Source organism: Photobacterium sp. GJ3 (assembly GCF_018199995.1).
GTDB lineage: Bacteria > Pseudomonadota > Gammaproteobacteria > Enterobacterales > Vibrionaceae > Photobacterium.
The window spans coordinates 188441-210236 of sequence record NZ_CP073578.1 but is presented as its reverse complement, the minus strand read 5'-3'; the positions used below and the strand labels follow the sequence as shown (position 1 = coordinate 210236).

At 51.7% G+C, this 21796-nt stretch carries 19 protein-coding genes, 1 tRNA gene, 1 rRNA gene and 2 pseudogenes; 14 read left to right on the top strand and 9 right to left on the bottom strand.

All coding sequences use genetic code 11. From position 1 onward, the window contains the following. Window positions 1–134 precede the first annotated feature (134 nt). Entirely contained in the window at window positions 135–2738 is a 2604-nt protein-coding gene (locus tag KDD30_RS01045; RefSeq protein WP_211646983.1) for a TRAP transporter permease, read from the top strand. 71 nt (window positions 2739–2809) lie between these two features. Beyond that, on the top strand, window positions 2810–3250 hold the full coding sequence (locus tag KDD30_RS01040; protein WP_211646982.1) for a universal stress protein: 441 nt from the start codon (window positions 2810–2812) through the stop codon (window positions 3248–3250). A gap of 16 nt (window positions 3251–3266) precedes the next feature. Here the strand turns inward: KDD30_RS01040 and KDD30_RS01035 are convergent, their stop codons facing one another. Continuing rightward, complete coding sequence (locus KDD30_RS01035; protein ID WP_211646981.1) at window positions 3267–3884, bottom strand: flavin prenyltransferase UbiX; 618 nt, start codon at window positions 3882–3884, stop codon at window positions 3267–3269. Then, on the bottom strand, window positions 3874–5238 hold the full coding sequence (mpl, locus tag KDD30_RS01030) for a UDP-N-acetylmuramate:L-alanyl-gamma-D-glutamyl-meso-diaminopimelate ligase (RefSeq protein ID WP_211646980.1): 1365 nt from the start codon (window positions 5236–5238) through the stop codon (window positions 3874–3876). The genes KDD30_RS01035 and mpl overlap by 11 nt, the downstream gene beginning before the upstream one ends. A 194-nt stretch (window positions 5239–5432) precedes the next feature. On the opposite strand from mpl, the gene fbp reads away from it, so the two are divergent. Both fbp and ppa read left to right on the top strand, forming a co-directional pair. Continuing rightward, entirely contained in the window at window positions 5433–6449 is a 1017-nt protein-coding gene (gene fbp, locus KDD30_RS01025; RefSeq protein WP_211646979.1) for a class 1 fructose-bisphosphatase, read from the top strand. Window positions 6450–6597: 148 nt separating this feature from the next. Next, the gene (gene ppa / locus KDD30_RS01020) at window positions 6598–7128 is read left to right on the top strand and encodes an inorganic diphosphatase (protein WP_211646978.1); all 531 of its coding nucleotides are present in this window, start codon (window positions 6598–6600) and stop codon (window positions 7126–7128) included. A 222-nt stretch (window positions 7129–7350) separates the two neighbouring features. On the opposite strand, the gene KDD30_RS01015 is transcribed toward ppa, so the two are convergent. The 4 genes from KDD30_RS01015 to KDD30_RS01005 are packed head-to-tail and all read right to left on the bottom strand — an operon-like array spanning window position 7351 to window position 13243. Beyond that, window positions 7351–7737: a gamma-glutamylcyclotransferase gene (locus KDD30_RS01015; protein ID WP_211646977.1), complete on the bottom strand. Its 387-nt coding sequence runs from the start codon at window positions 7735–7737 to the stop codon at window positions 7351–7353. Between the two features lie 15 nt (window positions 7738–7752). After that, entirely contained in the window at window positions 7753–10110 is a 2358-nt protein-coding gene (locus KDD30_RS24840) for a translocation/assembly module TamB domain-containing protein (RefSeq protein ID WP_371826061.1), read from the bottom strand. Beyond that, complete coding sequence (locus KDD30_RS24835) at window positions 10092–11525, bottom strand: hypothetical protein (RefSeq protein WP_371826060.1); 1434 nt, start codon at window positions 11523–11525, stop codon at window positions 10092–10094. The genes KDD30_RS24840 and KDD30_RS24835 overlap by 19 nt, the downstream gene beginning before the upstream one ends. Then, a complete protein-coding gene (locus KDD30_RS01005) occupies window positions 11522–13243 on the bottom strand; it encodes an autotransporter assembly complex family protein (protein WP_371826059.1) in 1722 nt (573 codons plus the stop codon). Before KDD30_RS01005 ends, KDD30_RS24835 begins: the two co-directional genes overlap by 4 nt. 212 nt (window positions 13244–13455) lie before the next feature. Here KDD30_RS01005 and msrA point away from each other — a divergent pair, with 212 nt between their 5' ends. Next, on the top strand, window positions 13456–14085 hold the full coding sequence (gene msrA, locus KDD30_RS01000) for a peptide-methionine (S)-S-oxide reductase MsrA (protein WP_211646976.1): 630 nt from the start codon (window positions 13456–13458) through the stop codon (window positions 14083–14085). Between the two features lie 54 nt (window positions 14086–14139). On the opposite strand, the gene KDD30_RS00995 is transcribed toward msrA, so the two are convergent. Further along, complete coding sequence (locus KDD30_RS00995; protein ID WP_211646975.1) at window positions 14140–14355, bottom strand: DUF1107 domain-containing protein; 216 nt, start codon at window positions 14353–14355, stop codon at window positions 14140–14142. A 303-nt stretch (window positions 14356–14658) separates the two neighbouring features. Between KDD30_RS00995 and KDD30_RS00990 the strand changes: the two are divergent. The 9 genes and pseudogenes from KDD30_RS00990 (at window position 14659) to KDD30_RS24425 (ending at window position 21021) form a co-directional block, all read left to right on the top strand. Beyond that, window positions 14659–15218, top strand: a pseudogene (locus KDD30_RS00990) (YtfJ family protein). A 70-nt stretch (window positions 15219–15288) separates the two neighbouring features. Further along, the gene (locus KDD30_RS00985) at window positions 15289–15585 is read left to right on the top strand and encodes a hypothetical protein (RefSeq protein WP_211646974.1); all 297 of its coding nucleotides are present in this window, start codon (window positions 15289–15291) and stop codon (window positions 15583–15585) included. A gap of 42 nt (window positions 15586–15627) precedes the next feature. Further along, complete coding sequence (locus tag KDD30_RS00980; protein WP_211646973.1) at window positions 15628–16275, top strand: DUF2796 domain-containing protein; 648 nt, start codon at window positions 15628–15630, stop codon at window positions 16273–16275. 51 nt (window positions 16276–16326) lie between these two features. After that, window positions 16327–17019: an ABC transporter ATP-binding protein gene (locus tag KDD30_RS00975; protein ID WP_211646972.1), complete on the top strand. Its 693-nt coding sequence runs from the start codon at window positions 16327–16329 to the stop codon at window positions 17017–17019. Next, complete coding sequence (locus KDD30_RS00970) at window positions 17016–18275, top strand: ABC transporter permease (RefSeq protein ID WP_211646971.1); 1260 nt, start codon at window positions 17016–17018, stop codon at window positions 18273–18275. The genes KDD30_RS00975 and KDD30_RS00970 overlap by 4 nt, the downstream gene beginning before the upstream one ends. A gap of 6 nt (window positions 18276–18281) precedes the next feature. Next, complete coding sequence (locus tag KDD30_RS00965; protein WP_211646970.1) at window positions 18282–18773, top strand: DUF3299 domain-containing protein; 492 nt, start codon at window positions 18282–18284, stop codon at window positions 18771–18773. Between the two features lie 254 nt (window positions 18774–19027). Beyond that, window positions 19028–19921, top strand: coding sequence for a TIGR03899 family protein (locus KDD30_RS00960; protein WP_211646969.1), 894 nt, complete (start codon window positions 19028–19030; stop codon window positions 19919–19921). 217 nt (window positions 19922–20138) lie between these two features. Then, on the top strand, window positions 20139–20462 hold the full coding sequence (locus KDD30_RS24830; protein ID WP_371826058.1) for a winged helix-turn-helix domain-containing protein: 324 nt from the start codon (window positions 20139–20141) through the stop codon (window positions 20460–20462). Between the two features lie 28 nt (window positions 20463–20490). Then, window positions 20491–21021, top strand: a pseudogene (locus KDD30_RS24425) (IS630 family transposase). Between the two features lie 207 nt (window positions 21022–21228). Here the strand turns inward: KDD30_RS24425 and KDD30_RS00940 are convergent. Beyond that, a tRNA-Asp gene (locus KDD30_RS00940) sits at window positions 21229–21305 on the bottom strand. Between the two features lie 287 nt (window positions 21306–21592). After that, window positions 21593–21708 (bottom strand): 5S ribosomal RNA (rrf, locus tag KDD30_RS00935). Window positions 21709–21796 lie beyond the last annotated feature (88 nt).

The window sequence follows — 21796 nt, the reverse complement described above, 5'->3', positions numbered from 1 at the left end:
CACCGTTTATACGGTGCACTTTTTGTCTGACGTAGCACAAAAAACGAACACGCCTTTAGACTAACCCTGTCTAGAATTCATAATAAGCCTCAATGATATAACTCCGGATCGCTCCTGATCATATAGGAAGTAGCATGACAAAAACCGACCATAACGATGTCCAGGACATGGTGGCACAGGCGGATACCGGCGCTCGCAATCCCGACGGTTTACAAGGCAGAATCCTGTGGACTGTTGCTTTGTGCTGGTCATTATTCCAGCTGTGGTACGCCTCACCGCTGCCTTTTATTTTTGATATCGGTATCTTTAACGATACTGAAGCACGCTCCATTCATCTGGCATTTGCCATCTTTCTTGCCTTCACGGCATTTCCGGCACTGAAACATTCACCCCGAGACAAAATTCCCCTCCAGGATTGGGTGATTGCTTTGCTGGCCAGCTTCTCGGCTGCGTATATCTTTTTATTCTATGAGGCCTTATCCGGCCGTGCCGGGGCACCAACCACCATGGATGTGGTCGTTGCAGTCACAGGCATGATCTTGCTGCTCGAAGCGACAAGACGTGCACTGGGTCCGCCACTGATGGTGGTGGCCTCCGTATTCCTGCTCTACACTTTCGCCGGCCCATACATGCCGGATGTCATCGCACATAAAGGTGCCAGCCTGAACAAAGCCATGTCGCATCTGTGGCTCACCACAGAAGGGGTCTTCGGCGTCGCCTTGGGGGTCTCGACTGCGTTCGTATTCCTGTTTGTGTTGTTCGGTGCCATGCTGGAACGGGCCGGGGCCGGGGCTTACTTTATTAAAGTTGCCTTCTCCCTGCTGGGCCATATGCGTGGCGGCCCCGCCAAAGCAGCAGTCGTCGCATCGGGTTTATCCGGTCTGGTGTCGGGATCATCCATTGCCAACGTAGTGACGACGGGCACATTCACAATTCCGCTGATGAAACGCGTCGGTTTCCCGGGCTATAAAGCCGGTGCCGTCGAAGTGGCAGCATCCACAAACGGACAACTCACACCGCCGATCATGGGGGCTGCGGCTTTCCTGATGGTGGAGTACGTCGGGGTCTCGTATATTGAGGTCATCAAAGCCGCCATCTTACCGGCACTGATTTCCTATATTGCGCTGCTGTATATTGTGCACCTGGAAGCCTGCAAGGCGGGCATGACGGGCTTGCCAAGACATTACCAGCCAACCCTGGCGCAGAAACTACTTTCTTTCACCGGTACCATTGTCGGGCTTATTGTTCTCAGTGCCATCGTGTATTACGGCATTGGCTGGACAAAGGATGTCTTTGGCGCTGCGGCCACACCGATCATTGCTGTGGCGATCCTGATCGCCTATATCGCCCTGCTCCGGGTTGCAGCCAATTATCAGGATCATTTACTTGAAGATCCGGATCAGGAACTGACCGAAGTGCCGGATCCCGGTCCAACGGTCAAATCCGGATTGTACTTCCTGCTGCCCATCGTGGTGCTGGTCTGGTGCCTGACCGTAGAGCGTTTTTCTCCGGGTCTGTCTGCGTTCTGGGCCACGGTATTCATGATCTTTATCCTGCTGACCCAGCGACCGCTGCTGGCGTTGTTCACCAAAGAGCAGACATTAGCAGAAGCCGGAAAACAAGGCTGGCACGACCTGCTGGAAAGCCTGGTCACCGGTGGACGCAATATGATCGGCATTGGGGTGGCGACTGCTGCTGCCGGGATCATCGTTGGTGTGGTCACCCTCACCGGTGTCGGTCTGGTCATGACGGATTTTGTCGAGTTCATCTCCGGCGGGAACATCATGCTGATGTTGCTGTTCACCGCAGTCATCAGTCTGATCCTGGGCATGGGCCTGCCCACAACAGCCAACTACATCGTCGTTTCCACGCTGATGGCACCAGTCATTGTGACGCTGGGCGCAGAGAACGGCTTGATCATTCCATTGCTGGCTGTGCATCTGTTCGTGTTCTATTTCGGGATTCTGGCAGACGATACACCGCCGGTTGGTCTGGCGGCGTTTGCTGCGGCTGCGATTGCGAAAAGTGACCCGATCCGTACCGGTATTCAGGGCTTTACCTATGACATCCGAACGGCAATCCTGCCTTTCATGTTCATCTTCAATACCCAGTTACTGCTGATGGATATTGATACCTGGTGGCACCTGCTTCTGACGGTGATCTCCGCCGTGATCGCAATGCTGACATTCTCATCAGCAACCCAAAGATGGTGGTTCACCAAAGTGAAGTGGTGGGAAACTATCTTGCTGCTGCTGATTACCTTCTCGTTGTTCCGGCCTGGATTCTGGTGGGATATGGTTTACCCGCCGAAGCACGAAATGCCGGGCACCCTGATTGTGGATGCCGCCGATAAACTGGCTGTTGGTGAGCCGCTTGAAGTCCAGGCCACCGGCATGGATCTGCTGGGCGATGAAGTCACCAAGCATGTGCTGCTGCCCTTTGATGCAGCTGCCGTCGATCCCAATGAGAAAATCGCGTCCACCGGCCTGATGCTGAAACAGGATGGGGAGAAGATGATCGTAGAACTGGTGGAATTCGGCAGTCCTGCGGAACAAGCCGGGATCGATTTTGGCTGGGAGATTGTGACGGTCAGCCTGCCTGCGGCCCGACCGATGAAAGAATGGGTCTTCGTTCCGACACTGGCCTTACTGGCATTGCTGGGCTGGAATCAACGCCGCAAAGCCAATCTGGAATCGCAGCGCAAAGTTGAACCCCCGCAAAACGCCAATCAAGGCTAAACTTGAGTCAGAATATGCAAACTCACCCACAGGCAGCAACGCCTGTGGGTTTCTGACAAGGTGAAACGCCTATGTATCAACACATTCTGGTGCCCGTCGATCTCAATGAGAACGGATTTGGTGATAAAGCGGTCGAACTGGCCGTCTGGCATGCACAGCGTTCCGGTGGGATCATTCATTTACTGAACGTGCTGCCCGGCATCCATATGGCTATGGTCTCCAGTTATTTTCCCAAAGACGCAGCCCGGAAAATGATGCAGGATACCCAGATGAAACTGAGGGAATTTGCTGCAACCCATATTCCTGAGGGGGTTCAGCATGTCGAGACTGTTTCGGAAGGGAAACCCTGGAGCACAATTGTTGATCATGCCCGTCAGATCAAAGCTGATTTAATTATTATGCCCAGCCATCAGCGCACCAAAGTCGATAAGCTGATGCTGGGATCGGTTGCCGCAAAAGTCGTGGAAAATGCACCGGGCCAGATTCTGGTCCTGAAACCGCCCGGCAGTTAACCCTGAGTTGCGGTGGTTAGGTGCGGTGGTCGTACCCCCAGCGAGGCACCAGTCCCTGCTCGACTCCCAGATGATCCAGGATCCGCGCCACCATGAAATCAACCAGATCGTCAATGGAGGTCGGCTGGTGATAAAAACCAGGCGCCGCTGGCATGATGGTCGCTCCCAGATTCGACAGCTTGAGCATATTCTCAAGGTGCAATGACGAAAACGGAGTTTCGCGAACCACCATCAGCAATTGTCCGCGTTCTTTCAGCACCACGTCAGCAGCCCGCTCCAGCAGATTGTCGGACATGCCGTGTGCAACGGATGCCAGTGTCCCGGCAGAGCACGGACAGACCACCATCTTCTTTGGCGCAGCAGAACCGGATGCCACTGGAGAGAACCAGTCTTCCTTGCCGCAAACCACCAGCTGATCACCCTGATAGTTCAGGTGCTCCGCCAGTGCTGCCTGTGCCGCTTCCGGCCCAGCCGGTAACTTCAGACCATGCTCAGTTGCCAGCACCACTCTCGCCGCTGAGGAAATCAGCAGATAGACCTGATAATCCGCCGCCAGCAGGCATTCCAGCAAGCGTAAGCCATAAGGTGCGCCTGATGCGCCGGTCCATGCCAGCGTGATGCGTTTATCCTGCATTTGCTTCTCCCAGTGCGGTCAGCAGTTTGTCGTGAATCCCGCCAAAGCCGCCATTACTCATCACCAGAATGTTATCTCCGGGACGCGCCTGTGCAACAATACGCTGGACCAGTGCATCCAAATCGGCTTCACACACTGCCGGTTGCACACACAAATCAGCGATCTCCTGAACCGACCAGGGAATCGTGTCCGGCTGGAACAGGAAAACTTCATCCGCAGCCGCCAGAGCCGGGGCCAGATCCGCTTTATGGACACCCAGCTTCATGGTGTTCGAGCGCGGCTCCAGCACCGCCAGAATGCGCGAATCACCAACTTTGGCGCGCAATCCGCCCAGTGTCAGTTCCACGGCGGTCGGGTGATGGGCAAAATCATCGTAAACAGTCACGCCGCCCTGCTCACCTTTGCACTCTAAACGCCGTTTGGTATTGACGAAACGAGCCAGTGCCTCACAGGCCAGCTCCGGAGTCACTCCCACATGCCGGGCGGCGGCTATCGCCATCAGGGCATTACTGACATTATGATCGCCCACCAAATCCCAGCAGACGGTTCCGGCAACGCTGCCTTCAAATAACACCTCAAATTCACTGCCGTCTGCGGTGGCTTTGCGTGCCTGCCAGTGGCCATCTTCACCACTGTATTCCAGCTCACTCCAGCACCCCATGGCCAGCGTCTCTTCAATCGCAGGCACGCCTTTCGGTGTCAGAATCTTGCCTTCGCCCGGTACAGTCCGGACTAAATGATGGAACTGACGCTGTATCGCGGCCAGATCCGAAAAAATATCTGCGTGATCGAACTCCAGATTGTTCATAATCAGCGTTCGTGGTCGATAATGAACAAACTTAGAACGTTTATCGAAAAAAGCACTATCGTATTCGTCCGCTTCCACGACGAAAAAGCAACTTTCCCCTAACCGTGCGGAAATTCCGAAGTTTCCGAGCACGCCGCCCACTAAAAATCCAGGCTGATAACCGCAGTCTTCCAGAATCCATGCCAGCATACTGGCCGTCGTGGTCTTGCCATGCGTACCGGCCACCGCCAGCACCCAGCGGTCATGTAACAAAAATTCCTGCAACCACTGCGGCCCGGAGGTATAACGCAGATTTTTATTCAGGACATACTCGACACAAGGGTTGCCGCGGCTCATGGCGTTCCCAATCACCACCAGATCGGGCGCAGGATCCAGTTGGCCCGGGTCATAGCCCTGAATAATTTCAATCCCTTGCGATTCAAGCATGGTGCTCATCGGCGGATAAACGTTGGCATCACTACCGGTCACTTTATGGCCAAGCTGCTTCGCCAGCATGGCGGCTCCGCCCATAAAAGTGCCGCAGATTCCGAGAATATGGATATGCATAACTGTCGGCTCACAAACAAAAAATAGGTTACGACCACGCTTCAGTGTTACTTCGTTACCATAAAAAAGATCTTTATATACAATTGCAGTCAAACAATAACTGGCCAGTGGCCGAGGGTACAGTTCAATTGTCCGAAAAGAGGCATTGTACCTAACATTTCTACCCCCATGACAACACGATGCAAGGATTGTATATGTCCGATATTAGAACCCTTGGCGAGTTCATTGTCGAGAATCAGCACGACTTCCCCCATGCCAGCGGTGAACTGTCTTCCCTGTTGGGTTCCATTAAACTGGCGGCCAAAATCGTCAACCGTGAAATCAATAAAGCAGGTCTGGTTGATATTACCGGCGACGTCGGCAGCGAAAACGTTCAGGGTGAAGCCCAGAAAAAACTGGACGTCTATGCCAATGATAAGTTCAAAGCAGCTCTGGAAGCCCGAGGTCAGGTCTGTGGTGTCGCGAGTGAAGAAGAAGATGAGCTGGTTGTCTTCAACAAAGAACTGAACCGTGAAGCGAAGTACGTTGTTTTAATGGACCCACTGGATGGTTCTTCGAACATTGACGTAAACGTTTCCGTCGGCACAATCTTCTCGATCTACCGTCGCGTTTCCCCTGTGGGCGGCCCGGCGACCATGGAAGATTTCCTGCAGCCGGGCGACATGCAGGTGGCTGCCGGTTACATCATTTATGGTTCTTCAACCATGCTGGTGTACACCACGGGCCGCGGCGTACATGGCTTTACGTATGACCCGTCTCTGGGTGTGTTCTGCCTGTCTCACGAAAATATGACCATCCCTGAAGACGGCCGTATTTACTCGATCAACGAAGGCAACTACATCCGTTTCCCTCAGGGTGTGAAAAAATACATCAAGTACTGCCAGGAAAATGTGCCGGAAGATGATCGTCCGTATACTTCACGGTATATCGGCTCACTGGTGGCAGATTTCCACCGTAACCTGCTAAAAGGCGGTATTTATCTGTACCCAAGCACAGCCACACATCCAAACGGTAAGCTGCGCCTGCTGTATGAATGCAACCCGATGGCCTTCCTGATTGAACAGGCTGGCGGTGAGGCCTCTGACGGTGTAAACCGCATCATGGCACTGAAACCGACCGAACTACATCAGCGTGTGCCGTTCTTTGTCGGTTCCACCAAAATGGTTCGCAAAGTGGAAAGCTTCCTGAAAGAATTTCCGGACGCGGAATAACCTTTCCAATGCCCGGCTTTCTGCCGGGCATTTCATCTCGCCTTCACTTCCCCATCTGGGCAGTCTGTGTCTTTGAAGCTGTTTTTTTTACAGCGACTCGTTATAATTCCCGGCGACAAAATCATCTGAAACAATGAAGGAATCTATCATGAGCCTGAACAACGTCCCTGCAGGTAAAGAACTGCCAGAAGACATCTACGTTGTCATCGAGATCCCTGCGAACGCGGATCCAATCAAATACGAAGTTGATAAAGACTCTGGCGCACTGTTTGTAGACCGTTTCATGTCTGCACCAATGTTCTACCCTTGCAACTACGGTTACGTGAACAACACCCTGTCTCTGGACGGTGACCCGGTTGACGTTCTGGTTCCGACCCCTTACCCGCTACAGCCAGGTTCAGTGATTCGCTGCCGCCCGGTTGGCGTGCTGAAAATGACTGACGAATCTGGTGAAGATGCAAAAGTTGTTGCAGTTCCGCACAGCAAACTGAGCAAAGAATACGATCACATCAAAGATGTGAACGATCTGCCTGAGCTGCTGAAATCTCAGATCACACACTTCTTCGAGCGCTACAAAGAGCTGGAATCCGGTAAGTGGGTGAAAGTTGACGGTTGGGCAGACGTTGAAGCAGCGAAAGCTGAAATTCTGGAATCTTTCAAACGCGCTCAGGAAAAATAATACCAATCAAAGTAAGTCAGTGATCAGAAATAGCGTAGGAAAAATGTTTGAGAATAAGGCGGATTTTTTAGATGAGTAGTTATTCTACAATTAAAAAATCTAACGCAGTTATCGAGCATTTGAACAAGCTAGGATGACCAATGATTTACTGCGATTGGTATAATCCTGCTTCGTGAATGAAGACCCGTAAAAAACGCTCCCGAGGGAGCGTTTTTTTGTTGCTCAGCGACAGTGACCAGAAGGTGCTGGCTCACGGTCTCGCCAGCGTACCCAGTCTCCCTCCGGGATCCGTGGTGCCTGTCCCAATGGCTGCAGGTACAGATAAATCCAGGCTTCTCCATATGGAGTCATCACCTGCTCCCGGCAATATTCCTCTCCGAGCCCTTCCAAAATGTCCAGTGACCTAAAAGTCTCAGCTTCCACGGCAAAGACTTCACCCAACACACTGGTCTCAGTCGCCACTTGCCTGAGAGCCGCCGGATAGGGGCCCAGATCATAGATCTCAAAACCGGGCAAACGGCACGCCCCGCGAAAGGTCGCCCCCTTCATCCAGTGATGATTCGACTGATCCCGCCGCAAACTGCCATAGACAAAAACCAGCGTGTGCACCTGAGTAACTTCCTCTTAGTTAAATTCGAACTGGTAGAGCAAATCCACGGCACTGTCGAGGCCGGACACTGCTTCCAGATACAGATCCTTCATTAGTTTATAGCGAATCGTAAATTCACCGATGGGGTTAAAGATACCCACGCCATATTTCACCTGCAACCCGGGATAGACATAACCACTGATGGTGACCTGAGAATCATCCCCGGCACCGGCGGTATCCAGCGTCAGATCCTGCACGCCGAAGGCTTCCCCGACACTCCCCACCATCTGGCTGCTGCGCGCAAGTCCCATACTGATCAGCGCCGTCGTCATCGCACCGCCGCCTTCGGGCGACTCACTGTCCAGATCCCGGCCGCGCAGTACATAGGACAGGGCATTTTGCTGTGGCATCGCCGGACTTGAGAAAATATCCACCCGAGGTTCGTCCGCTGGTCCCGTCACCCGGATCCCGGCAGTCACATCATCTTCAATATTGTTCGGATTACGAATCGCTTCCACGGACAGATAAGGCTGATCCGCCGGACCATTAAAGATAATTTCCCCTTTCCGGATCACCAGTTCCTGACCGAAGGCACGGTAGGTGCCGTCATCCACCCGGATTTCCCCGTAAACCAGCGGCGCTTTATCTTTCTGGTTCACCTTCAGATTCCCCGACAGTCCGGCATCCAGCCCGAAAGCCGACAGACGGACATCGGGACCAATCTGGACCATGACATCAGTTTTGATGGCAAAGGGTACTTTTGCTTCGGTCTCAATCGGTTTGAGATCATCCGTCAGTAGAATTTCATCATCAGACACCTGTACCGCCGACTCCGGTAAACGATCCACCGTGATTCGTCCCCACGGAATCGCGACGGTCCCGGTGATTTCCGCCTGTTGCGGTGCTGCACTGATTTGCAGATCCGGGGAGACCTTCATCGCGAGCATCGGAGGAACGTTCACCTCAAGTTCTCGTCCGTTTACCCGCAAATTCGTGCTCCAGTTCGCCAGATCAGCCCAATTTGCATCCCCTTGCAGGAGCAACTGTCCGTCTGGTGTATCCAGCTCGCCGCGTAACTGAGCAGTGTACCCGCTAAAGTTCGCCACAATCTCGCCCCGCTCCAGATCCAAAGGCACTTTACGCCCAATGGCTTTGAGCTGAGATACTTTCAAAATCCCCTGCACCTGAGGCTGCATCACCGGTCCGGAGAACGTCAGATTCGTATCCACCTGACCGGCAAAGGTGTCATAATCTGCCACCAGCGGCTGCAGGAAATCCAGCCGGAAAGCATCCAGTTTTACATTCGCATTGATTTGCTGCTCACCACTCAGCTGAGAAATCCGGGCCTGACCCGACAAATCGCCATTCTCTGTCACAGCCACCAGCCAGTCGGCATTGAGCGTATCATTGCGCATCTCCGCATTCAGCGTGACCTGATCCCATCCCAGTGTCATCGCGGGAGCATCCGCCGCATCCTGCTGCTTCACACTGCCCGAAGGTAAACGAAGCTGTGCTTGAAGCACTGGCGGTTGATTCGGTGACCAGCCCGCATTCACGGTGGCATTTAACTCCCCATCCAGTTTCAGCTCCGGCGGCAGAAAAGGTTGCAAGATCGAAAAACCAAACTGATTGATCGCCAGCGCCGCCTGCCCACTCGCGCCAGCATCGAGCGGCTGGCTGAGACAAACCGCTGCATCCTGTTGCCGCCAGCAATGGGCTGCAACCGAAACGCTTTGCTTACTGAAGCTGTAAGCAATGGCTGTTGGCTGATTGATTCGCCACGGCCCGATCGGTGTTTCCAGCTCGCCTCGCTGCAAGATCCCCTGCCAGCCTTGTGTTCTGTCGAGACTGCCGCGGACCGTCAGTACTGTGCTGACCGGTTCCCCATTCAGGTTCAGGCGAAGGGCGTGGCTGGCCTCCGTGCCCTGAAAAGTCAGATCCAACTTTTTCAGCGTTGCCGCATCCTGATACTTACCTTCTTCGGCAATCAGTCGGATGTCTGCATTCAGTGCTGGCAGCGGCGTGATCCGCCCTTTCAGGCTCAGACTTTTGAGCTGGGCCAGATCCGCCCAGCCTAACGCCTGTCCGGTCAGATTCACAGCCACGGTCGGCTCGGCCATTTTGCCACTCAGCTTCAGATCACCATTCACCCGGCCACGCAGTCCAGGGACAGACTGGGCCAGATTCGGCGCTTTGATGATGGCAGACAGATCCCAGGTTTCTTTCAGGCTGCCGTTCGCAGTCAGCGAATTCGGACCATGTGACAAGGATAGCCCCTGCGTGACCAGCGTCAGCGCCCCCTGACCCGTGCGATCCTCGGCATCCAGCTGGCCTGCCAGATTAAACGGCTGGCCAATCACTTCACCATCAATATTCAGCTCTGACACCTGCACCGACCAGCCCCCTGCGATGTCAGGCCGCCGGATGTGCGAACCCGGCCACTGAGCCGCCCTTCCGCTTCCGGCCACTGCAAACCCGGCTGAATATCAGTCAGGTTTAATTCTCCCTGCCAGTTCACTAATTTGGCCCAGTCGGCTTTTGCATTGCCCGAGATCTGACCGCCAAGGGTATTCAGCGTGAATACATCCAGACTGACATCCGTCAGGGAACCTTTCCCTTTCAGGTTTGCATCCACTGCCGGGATCGGCTCACCATCGGCTTTCGTGCGCGCCTCGAAACTGAAGCCGTCTAAACTGCCTTTTGCATTGATAGCAGTTGATTTGGCGACAAAGTCCGGTTTATCCGTCAGAGGCCACTGTAAGTGTTCACTAACTAACTTGAGATCGAAAGGCAGATCCGGATCGAGCGGGGAGATTTTCCCCTGAAGTGCCGCATCCAGACGCCCGGTCAAAGCCAGATCCAGCCCCAGATGTGCCAGTGATCCCTTGGCATCCAGCGCCAGGTGATGGCCCTGAACGGGCGCCATCGCGATGTCAGACTTCGCTTTCAGAGTGAGCGGGTACTCACCTTTCAGCGTTACCTCACCTGAAGCATCCAGACTGGCTTGGGGGACATCCAGCCACAAACGGGTCAGTGTCACCTGACTGTCCTGCGCTTCGGCCACCAGCTCCAGCTGGTTCACCTGTTGCGGTGTTTTACCTTCCAGCAGGAAATCTTTGACGGTAAAACGCTCTACCGTCACTTTCAGTGGCAGCACCACTTCCGGGAGCACGATGGCTTCGCGCTTGTCCTCCGTGTAGGCCTCAGCAACATCTTCGGCCTGTTCCTGTGTCTGCTCCTGAATCTCCTGTTCAGCCGGAGAGGCCAGATTCAGCACAATCTCTTCCCAGTCGGTGGGCTTGAGTGTGAGATGACTGCCGGTCATGGTTGCTGCAGAGCTGAAGCGTTTCCAGCGCACCTGATTGCCCAGAATATTCAGATCAATGTCATTGAGCGTCAGCCGGTCCAGACTCACAGGAATGGGCAGAGCAATTTCTGTCAGCGGCTCGGAGGGCGTTTCTTCCTCTTCCGATGCCGGCGGGAGTTCTGCCATGGTAAATTTCAGACCGTTCAGACTCAGTTCCCGGATACATAAAGCCGGCACGGGTAAGCAATCGTCATTGATATTCAGGGTCACCGCCTCTGAACTCAGCGACATCAGATCATCTTTGTACCGGACACCGCTGAGTGTGAAGCCTTTCAATAATGCGCCGGAGCTGTCTTTCACCGACAACGCAGGCACAAATTTCTGCGCTCCCCATAACACAATCTGAACCCCTGCATGTGAATAAAGGAATGCCCACAACAGCAGCGTCAGTAACAGCAGCAAAGTCAGCAGGCCCACAGCCAGCCTTTTCAGCCAAATCATAATTCAGGCCCCAGAACAAAGTGGATTTGGAAACGATCGTCCGGTTTGTCGAGCCCCCAGGCGAAATCCAGCCGGATCGGACCGACAGGCGATGCCCAACGTATCCCGACGCCTGAACCCGCTTGCCAGTCCGGGGTATCGTTCCAGGAAGAACCGTAATCGTAGAACACAGCCCCCCACCAATTTCCGGTCAGCCGATACTGGTACTCCAGACTGGACGCAAGCATATACTCGCCCCCCACCTGCTGGCCTTCGCTGTCACGCGGCGAGATCGATTCATAGCTGTATCCGCGCAGGCTGTTGTCCCCACCGATGAAAAAACGCATCGAAGGCGGGATATCTTCCAGTCGTTCAGCCCAGACCGCCCCGGCATCCAGACGGGCCAGACCGCGATGATTCTCGCCATAGGAGCGAATCCAGGCGCTACGCCCGCGCAATTTCGCCAGCCGGGTGTCTGAACCCAGCGCAGGATCTGAGTACTCCAGTTTCAGCAACTGCTTATCGCCCCAGGTTGGCCAGCTGCCGCCCCGCAATCGGGTCCGGTCTACGCCAATCCCCGGAATCACCATAAAAGTGGAACCTTCTTCAAAGGCCCCCTGACTGTAGTCTTCATAAAGTAAACGAACCGAGGCGACACCATCCCAGGCATCATCCAGATTCCAGTGCCGCTCCACCCCGAAATGGTACTCGGTACTGGTGGTGCTGTGATTATCCACATACCGGATAGCGCCAAGGATCTGATAATAATCTTCCAGAACATTCTCAAGCGGGATCTTATAGATGGCTTCGACTTTGGGTTGAACCGTTGAAATTTCTGTCCGGACATCCAGGCTATGACCTGCACTGTTCATCCAGGGTTTGCGCCAGTTGAATTTCAGACGCGGGCCGACATCGGTCGAGTAGCCAATACCGGTTTCAATTTTGTTTCTCACTTCAGGCCTGAGGTTGACACGAATGGGGACAGTTTCGTTCTGGAGATCATCGACATCGCCGCCAACAAAAATGGAGGAGAACCAGCCAACCTGCGACAATCGCTGGTTATATTCGCCCACTTCGGACACTAGATAATAATCCCCTTCTTCAAAAGGAGAGAGTGAACGAACTTTACGGTCGATAATCTGGCTGCCCAGAATATCAATCTCACCATATTTGTAACGTTTTCCGGAATCAAACGCGATCTCAATGAACGCCTCATTCCGGCCCGGAGCCACCTCCAGGCGGCTGGTCTTCATCTCGGCATCAAAGTAACCTTTTCGCAGCGCCAGGCTTTCCAGCGACGACTTAAAAGCATCATACTTCCCATGATTCAGGGTCCGCCCGAGCTCTAAGTCGCTGTCGCGCTTCAGCACAAAAAAATCCAGATCATCTTCAGCAGCACCCGTAATCCGGATATCACTACGGGCGATTTTTGTCTTCGGACCGGCGTCAACATTCACGGTCAATGTGCTGTCATCACCGTCTTCTTCGACACTATAGGTAAATACAGGCTGATATCGCCCCAGCGCTTTCAGCGCGGTTCGCATTTCCGTTTCCAGCTGATTTCTGAACCGCAGCGAGGTGCTGTAATCACTTTTTGGAATGGCAGCAACGTAGATGTTGACGTTTTTTTTCAGACTGCCACTCAATCCGTTGATTTGAATGTCCATCTCAGCCCAAACGGGCACTGGTACCACAAAAACAGCAACTGTCCAGAAACAGCGCCGAAACAATTTCATCATTCTTTTATGTTCTTCACTGATTGAGTCTTATTAGATAGCGCGCATACTTTATTCTGACAACTGCCGGGCAAACTGCCAACCTTTTGACCGCAAAAGAAGATCTTTTCAAAAAGCCGGTCTGTTATTGATACACAGGCTGCATCCCTATTGATTGTCAGCCGCGAATCCTCTACTTTTTGCCTTATACGACGAGACATTAGGAAAACTGCACCATGGATAAACAGCAGATGATCACTGCAGAGTCGGCTTTACCGGGTCGTTCTGCGCAATTCATTCCATCCGAGCTGCATGCTATTTTCGGCCAGCCACTGAACGCTCCGGTGCCGGCAGGTATGGAAGAAATCATTCTGGGAATGGGATGTTTCTGGGGCGCAGAGCGTCTCCTCTGGCGTCAGCCCGGTGTCATCAATACCGCCGTCGGTTACAGTGGTGGATTTACACCCAATCCGACATACCAGGAAGTGTGTTCCGGCGAAACCGGCCACACTGAAGTTGTGCGGGTTGTCTTCGACCCTGCTCAGATCTCTCTGGAGCAATTGCTTGCCCAATTTTGGGAAAATCATGATCCAACACAGGGCATGCGACAAGGGAATGACATCGGAACACAGTACCGTTCAGTCATCTATACCACCAGCGATGCACAGCAGGAACTGGCGGAAAACAGCAAAGAAAGGTATCAATCTGCATTGCGTGCCGATCAGCGTACCGCTGTGATTACTACAGCCATTCAGCCCGCTCCGGCATTCTATTTTGCTGAAGATTATCACCAGCAGTATCTGGAAAAAAATCCTCAGGGATATTGCGGCTTAGGGGGCACAGGCGTGTGTCTGCCGCCACAGTAACCCACCCCATTGCGCCAGTGTCATCGCTCGCTGGCGCATTTGTGATGGCTGCGGTTAAAAGCTGTAACTGGCAGCCGTCATCAGTTGAATTTCTTTATTGACCTCAGATAAGACATTCAGTGCCTTGATATCCTGTGTCACTGGCGGCAGCAATCGCCCGCCATCAAATTCAAATGCGCCGATACCCACGATGAACAAGCGACCACGGAAGTAGTTCTTCACATAACGTGCAATCTGGTTCGGACGATATTGTTTAAAGATTTTCAGCATAATATCCCTCAACTCACTGAACCTCTGACCCTTAGTAGACAGGAAAGTTGCTTTCTCGTTGTCAATAATATGCAAAAGGCTTGCCATCATTATTTTGCTTCAACTTGTGCAAGCGCTTCCTTAACAACGCCCAACTGTAGGACAAAAAAGTTCAGTCTGCGTATCCAATTTTCAAGAAATCACAATTCCTTCATCAGACCGGGGAAAACAGTGATTCACTTCAAGGTTAACAAACTGGTTCTACCAGTGAATAAAAACTCAACTATGATAAGTCAGCACAACCATCAAGAAGGAAAAAAACGAATGAACATGAAGTCATCTTTGATTGCACTCTGTACCCTTTTACCTGCCATGGCTTTTCAGGCCAGCGCCCATAACCTGACCCTTGGACAACCGCTGCCGAGCACCAGCGTTTCCGATAAAGGTGAGTTGATCCTGCAAGGAGACAGCATCGTGTATCAGTCCTGGCAAAGCAGTCAGCTGACCGGCAAGGTCCGCGTGATCCAGGCCATCGCCGGTCGCAGTTCAGCCAAAGAGCTCAATGCACCCTTGATTGAAGCCATCAAAGCGGCCAACTTGCCTCAGGATCAGTACCAGACCACCACCATCATTAATCAGGATGATGCCATCTGGGGTACGGGGGCTTTGTGAAATCCTCGGCTGAAAACAGCAAAAAAGAATTTGCCTGGTCTTCCATCGTGCTAGATGCCAAAGGACAGGTACGTTCTCGCTGGGAACTCAAAGAAGAAAGCTCTGCAATCATCGTGCTGGATCAGTCCGGCAAAGTGGTTTTTGTCAAAGACGGGCAACTGAATCAGAGCGAAATCCAGCAAGCCATGTCAAAAATTCAGTCTCTGCTTTAATCGGTCTTCCCGGAAAGGATGTAATAATATATCATTACATCCTTTCTTTTTATGAGGTAGGGACTTGAAGGTGCGTAATCCGCTCAACCAGGGATGGCAACACGGACTTCTGACCTTGGTCTTCGGCCTGCTCATTCTGGCATCTCCCCTTCAGGTGCTTCACACACTCGATGCGCTGAATCAGCCGCACCATGCAGAACAAGATTGCCCCTGCCATCATATTGTTTCCGGCGATGTACCTCCGGCCCGATTTAACCTGCCATTATTCAGTACAGCTTCCATCGAAGTATTTCACGTTGTTCAACGGTTTTCCGACTGGCTCATAGCACGTTCGGCTGCCCGGGATCCACCCGAGCTCTCCCTATAATTACCCCTATTTCTTCACATTTTTATTTTTTGGGAGTTTCACATGCCAACTCAACATTTCCGCGCAGCAACCTGGCTGCTGGTTTCTGCTGCAACCTGCGCCGCCCCGGCCTGGGCCTATACCCAACATGAAGCACACGTTCATGGACAAGTTGAACTGAATATGGCGCAGGATGGCGACGATCTGCTCCTTGAGATCACCGCACCCGCTGCAGATGTCATCGGATTTGAGCATCCACCAGAGACAGATGCAGAACAAAAAGCGCTGAAAGATGCCATTCTGAAACTAAATCGTCCAGAAGCACTGCTGACGCTCAATGCTTCAGCTGGATGTCAAATGCATGAACATCAGATTTCACATACTCTTTCAGATCACACTGAAAAACATGAGCATGAAAATCACAGCGACCACGATCATGATGAACACCATGACCATGATGGACACAATCATGATGAACACGCGCATGAGCACCATGACCATGACGACCACGATCAACATGAGCATGCTGAACACGGCGAATTCAGTCTCCAATACACCTACCACTGCGATAACATCGACAAGCTCAACACGCTGACGCTGAAATGGTTCTCTCAGTTCCCGGCAACAGAAAAAGTTCAATTGCAAGCCATCACAGAAAAAGGCCAGCAAGCAGCAACACTGACTGCCAGTCAGGCCGAATTTCGTTTCTAAGCCAGAATCTGCAAACACAAGGGAGCTCGGCTCCCTTTTTTGGGGAGCACCATGACAATCATGCAACTCGATCAGGTCCGATTTCGCTGGCCGGATCAGACCGATGACCTCATCAGCATCACATCATTCTCCTTGTCTCAGGGCGAAAAGGTCTTCCTGCAAGGACCAAGCGGCAGTGGAAAATCGACCTTACTCAGTCTGATGGCTGGTATTCACCAGCCCATACAAGGTGATATCCGGCTGTTAGGTGAATCATTCAGTGCATTATCCGCATCTCAACGGGATCGACGCCGGGCCGACCACATTGGCTATATCTTTCAGCAGTTCAATCTGCTGCCTTATCTTTCCGTGATAGACAATGTGCTGCTGCCCTGCCACTTCTCACCGCTCCGGAAGCAGAAAACAACCGCTCCCGAACAAGAAGCAAAGCGACTTCTCAAGTCACTACAGTTGCCCGAGTCCTGCCTGTCTCGTCAGGTGACTCAGCTCAGTATCGGGCAGCAACAGCGAGTCGCAGCTGCACGGGCTTTGATTGGCCGCCCGGCTTTACTGATCTCGGATGAACCCACCTCTGCGCTGGATCACGACAATCGTAATCACTTTATCCAGTTGCTGATGGACGAATGTGAACAGGCCGAAGCCAGCCTGCTTTTCGTCAGTCATGATCCAACCCTGACTCAAGGATTTGATCGCATCCTGAATCTCAAAGAACTCAATCATAGGATGCCAGGGAAACACACATGAAAGCTTTGATATTGCTCGCCTGGCAAAGCCTGCGAAACAGAAAAACGACAGCTATCCTGACAGTGCTAACCATCGCGATTTCAACAACGTTGTTGCTGGGCGTTGAAAAAGTACGGACGCAAGCCAAAGCCAGTTTCGCACACACGATTTCCGGAACCGATCTCATCGTGGGAGCCCGCTCTGGTCAGGTCAATCTGCTGCTGTACTCCGTCTTTCGCATCGGCAATGCCACCAATAACATCGACTGGCAGAGTTTCCAGGCCTTAAAAGCCCACAAAGCGGTTCAATGGGCGATCCCAATCTCTCTCGGAGATTCACATCGTGGGTTTCGGGTCATTGGCACCAATGAAGATTACTTTCGATACTACCAGTATGGTCAAAAGCAGCATCTGGCCTTCAGGCAAGGAACAAGCTTTCAGTCCTTGTTCGAAACGGTGATCGGCGCAGAAGTCGCCCGAAAGCTCGGGTATCAACTTGGTGATCAAATCATTATTGCTCATGGCATCAGTGATAAGCGCTTCACCCGCCACGACAATCTGCCCTTTACCATCACAGGTATTCTGGCCCCAACTGGTACTCCAGTAGATCGCAGTGTTCATGTCTCCTTAGCGGCCATTGAAGCCATTCATGTGGGCTGGGAATCCGGTGCCAATTTAGGGCACACCCCAGATGCTGCACACCTGAATCAGCAAACCTTTTCGCCCAAACAGATCACCGCCGTACTGCTGGGTTTGAATTCAAAAATTCAGACCTTTGCCTTACAGCGTTACATCAACACCTATCCTGATGAGCCATTAAGCGCCATCATGCCCGGAGTCGCTCTGCATGAACTATGGGGTATGATGTCTGTGGCAGAACAGGCACTGATGGTCGTCTCGGTGTTTGTTGTGATTGCCGGCTTACTGGGCATGTTATCCAGCTTATTGACCAGCCTGAATGAAAGGCGCAGGGAAATGGCAATTTTGCGCGCAACTGGCGCGCGCCCGGGCTGGATTGCTGGCTTGCTCTTCGTTGAAACAACAGCACTAACCCTGACAGGAATTCTGGTGGGGGTGCTCACACTTTATGGTGGCCTATTTTTGAGTCACAATTGGCTGTTGGATACATTTGGGCTCTATCTGCCAGTTCAGGCCCCCAGTGCTTATGAATGGATGCTGATGGGGATAATTTTAATTGCCGGGATGTTCACCAGTCTGATCCCGGCACTACGTGCGTACAGGCTATCTCTCGCCGATGGTATGACGATTCGAATTTAAGGAAAAATGATGAAGATTATTCTCATTCTGCTGTGTTGCTGGCTGCCCTTCGTTGCCAGTGCAAAAGAAACACTGACGCTGGACTGGATTGATCTGATCCCGGAAAAAGAGCGCCAGCAATTCAATCAACAAGGGATGCCTTTCATGAATCATGAAGGCGATCAGGCCGCTTTGCAAAAGCGCATAGGATCGGTCCGTCCAGAGCTGGACGGAAGTAAAGTGAAAATACCCGGCTTCGTCATTCCTTTAGAAGGAGATGAAAATACGATCACCGAGTTTTTACTGGTCCCTTATTTTGGTGCCTGTATTCATGTACCACCACCGCCCCCCAATCAGATTATTTACGTAAAATTTCCGAAAGGTGCACCTGTACAGCAACTTTGGGATGTCGTCTATATCGTTGGAAAATTGAAGGTACAGACGGTTGAGCATGATCTGGCCGAAACAGGCTACATGCTGCAGGGTACTGAAATTGAAGAATACGACGATGCAAGCTAACTAAAGTAATGACTGGCTTACTTTACACGTGGGACGCAAGGTAAGCCAGAATCACCACATAGCCAAGCAGTAACAAAATATCTGTAATTCGTTTCGTGGACTTTTTCGTCATCAACCCCTCCTTGATAGCACAGCTTCATCACACCGGGCGATTAACAAATTTAACCATTAATTAACAGAAAAGTCACGCCTCTTGCTAAAGATTCCAATCGAATGTAAAAACTATAGGTATCGTAGCTTGGAGTGATATTCGAATGGGCACTGAAAACCAGGTCAATCCACAACCCGTACAGGTCGTGTCAGCCACTGAAAAAAAGAACAACACTAAAAACACGGTCAAAAGCAGTCGTTTCCGGATTCAGTCTCTCGCACGTCACCATGCCGTTGGTGCCCAGATCGATGACGATCATGACAAAACTCTTCAGGAACGAACCGAAAACCGACAGCAAAAACAACTACAACGCCAGCAGCAAAATCTGGAACGCATCTTTAAGCTAGGGTACGAGAGTTGCCTGGATGAAACTGCCGGGGAACCCGATCCAGACTGGATGCATCACTTCATTGCCATCACACAAGATATATACAGCCCTCCTATGCAAAAACTCTGGAGCCGTATTCTGCGCCAGGAAGTCATTTCTCCGGGCTCCATCTCTTTAAAGGCCATGACCACGCTCAAGCAAATGACCCAGCGAGATGCTCAGCTTTTTCGCCGTGCCTGTATGCTGAGTTGTCATTTCGGGCAAGATAACAGTAAAAAGCTACTCACTGGGGTTAAATTCAGAACTGGCCTATTTCGCCAGCTAAAACAGCCTTCTACCGACAAGCTCAACCTTGGCTATTTCAGTCTTCCGTACTCACATCTGTTAGAGTTGATGGAATTAGGGTTGATCCTGAGTACTGAATTAGAATCCGGCCAGCTTCAACGGGGCCTGGCACTTCACTTCTATTATCAGGGGAGCCAGTACCAGCTACTGCCAACCAAGCACGGTGTCAGCCTGCTTTATTACCGCCTTTCCCCTGTCGGCCAGGAAATCGCGCAACTGCTCGGCAATCAGCGCCATGACGAATATAAAACCAGTTTGATCGAACTACTCAATAAACACTTTATCGTTAGCCATGATACCTCCGATGCCGATTACATCGTTTAATCAGTAGGATATCAATACATGAACAGAGAGTGGTTTCGTATTATCCCCATATGGGGCGGACTCTGTAAGCTCACTTCTTGAGCTGGGCAATCACATAAAGCCTGCCTGCTCCAAGGAGCCAGCATAAACAACTCAACCTATCTCCTTCCCCTCGGATCCGAGCTTTCTGAAGCTGATAGTCACGATACATCACAACCTTCAACGACTCTGTAAGCCAGTGAACAAGTTCAATCTTCAGATATCTGTCTTCAACGCCTGGTCGTCATCAACTCGTTCATTTCTGACTGAACTTCATCAAGAGAAAAGAAAAGCATCAGGGCTCCCACTATTCAGAACTTACACGCAAGGTGGCAGACTCACAGGTGCTGATATCCATGCATATATCGTCCAGCAGTTCAATAAGCACTATCACACTGATTTTATTTACTATTTGCTCGATCAGATGGGCTTCTCATGGATAACATCCCGCTCAAAACACCCGAAACAATGCCAAGCGACGCAAGAAGCTTTTAAAAAACTTCCTACTGGAAACGATCCGTAACATCCCAGGTCATATCAGCCTTGAACAGGTGGATGTCTGGTTCCAGGATGAGGCTCGATTTGGCCAACAGAATACAACGACACGGCTTTGGGCTGAACGCGGAACAAGGCCGCGCGCGGTGAAACAGCAACAGTTCGATTATGCCGACTTGTTTGGCTCCGTTTGCCCAAGCCGAGGGATTGGTGAAGCGATTGTCGTCCCCTGGGTCAACAAAGAGATCATGATCGAACACCTCAAGCAAATCTCGAGAGTGACAGAAAAAGAGCGGCATGCCGTCATGATCATGGATGGTGCGGGATGACATACTGATGACGTCGCGCATCAATTTGAGAATGTCAGCATCATCAATCTGCCTCCCTATTCTCCTGAGCTTAACCCAATAGAGCAGGTATGGCGTTGGTTAAAGCAACGTTGCTTAGCCAATCAAAGTTTCAGCGATTATGACGATATTGTTGATAAGGTTTGTACTGCTTGGAACCAGTTCTGGAACCAGTTCTTGCAGTGCACTCAGCGGGTCAAACAGATGTGCTCACGGGAATGGATTGACCTGACCAGTTAATTTTCCAGAATAGTATTAGATGCGATGCAGATTTCGAACTGAGACGCGCAGCGTACTGAAGTACGTGAGCATCACAAGACACGCCTTCGTTCAGTGCGTAGGCGGCTTTGTCAGCCTTGATTCTTCCTGCGCTACCAAGTGGGCAGCTCTTTTCAGAAATCCTGATATGAAAAAAGCCCCAGTCGAAAGACTGGGGCTTCTAAGAAGTGGCGGAGCGGACGGGACTCGAACCCGCGACCCCCGGCGTGACAGGCCGGTATTCTAACCAACTGAACTACCGCTCCGAAACTGGTTCTTTTCAATGTGTTCGTCATTATTCTGCATTCTTCACTCAGTCACATACTTGATGTATGCTCCTTCGTTCATCTCTTGAATGCCTCGTTCACATCGAAAATTCCTGCGTTTCCCAGGAAAATATCGTTTCAACAAAGTCTTACGTTTCACGGCTTTGTTTTGGTCATTTGTCGCTGTGCGATGACGATTTTGATGCGAGAAGCGCAGTGTACATTCAGTACATGAGCATCGCAGCACTCAAAAGCGGCAAGCTACAGTAGACAAATTGGTAATCAGAGCCTGGCGATGTCCTACTCTCACATGGGGAGACCCCACACTACCATCGGCGCTGCTGCGTTTCACGTCTGAGTTCGGCATGGGATCAGGTGGGTCCACAGCGCTATGGTCGCCAGGCAAATTTTGTTCAACAATCATGGAAATCTGACTAAAGTTCTCAGCACATCATTCAAGTGCTTATGGAGTCCGTACTTCAAACCCTTTG

What these genes read in the sequence shown, in the direction of transcription:
- KDD30_RS01045 (WP_211646983.1), top strand. Translation starts at nt 135, where the DNA reads ATGACAAAAACCGACCATAACGATGTCCAGGACATGGTGGCACAGGCG.
- KDD30_RS01040 (WP_211646982.1), top strand. Translation starts at nt 2,810, where the DNA reads ATGTATCAACACATTCTGGTGCCCGTCGATCTCAATGAGAACGGATTT.
- KDD30_RS01035 (WP_211646981.1), bottom strand. Translation starts at nt 3,884, where the DNA reads ATGCAGGATAAACGCATCACGCTGGCATGGACCGGCGCATCAGGCGCA.
- mpl (WP_211646980.1), bottom strand. Translation starts at nt 5,238, where the DNA reads ATGCATATCCATATTCTCGGAATCTGCGGCACTTTTATGGGCGGAGCC.
- fbp (WP_211646979.1), top strand. Translation starts at nt 5,433, where the DNA reads ATGTCCGATATTAGAACCCTTGGCGAGTTCATTGTCGAGAATCAGCAC.
- ppa (WP_211646978.1), top strand. Translation starts at nt 6,598, where the DNA reads ATGAGCCTGAACAACGTCCCTGCAGGTAAAGAACTGCCAGAAGACATC.
- KDD30_RS24835 (WP_371826060.1), bottom strand. Translation starts at nt 11,525, where the DNA reads ATGATTTGGCTGAAAAGGCTGGCTGTGGGCCTGCTGACTTTGCTGCTG.
- KDD30_RS01005 (WP_371826059.1), bottom strand. Translation starts at nt 13,243, where the DNA reads ATGATGAAATTGTTTCGGCGCTGTTTCTGGACAGTTGCTGTTTTTGTG.
- msrA (WP_211646976.1), top strand. Translation starts at nt 13,456, where the DNA reads ATGGATAAACAGCAGATGATCACTGCAGAGTCGGCTTTACCGGGTCGT.
- KDD30_RS00995 (WP_211646975.1), bottom strand. Translation starts at nt 14,355, where the DNA reads ATGCTGAAAATCTTTAAACAATATCGTCCGAACCAGATTGCACGTTAT.
- KDD30_RS00980 (WP_211646973.1), top strand. Translation starts at nt 15,628, where the DNA reads ATGCCAACTCAACATTTCCGCGCAGCAACCTGGCTGCTGGTTTCTGCT.
- KDD30_RS00975 (WP_211646972.1), top strand. Translation starts at nt 16,327, where the DNA reads ATGACAATCATGCAACTCGATCAGGTCCGATTTCGCTGGCCGGATCAG.
- KDD30_RS00970 (WP_211646971.1), top strand. Translation starts at nt 17,016, where the DNA reads ATGAAAGCTTTGATATTGCTCGCCTGGCAAAGCCTGCGAAACAGAAAA.
- KDD30_RS00965 (WP_211646970.1), top strand. Translation starts at nt 18,282, where the DNA reads ATGATGAAGATTATTCTCATTCTGCTGTGTTGCTGGCTGCCCTTCGTT.
- KDD30_RS00960 (WP_211646969.1), top strand. Translation starts at nt 19,028, where the DNA reads ATGGGCACTGAAAACCAGGTCAATCCACAACCCGTACAGGTCGTGTCA.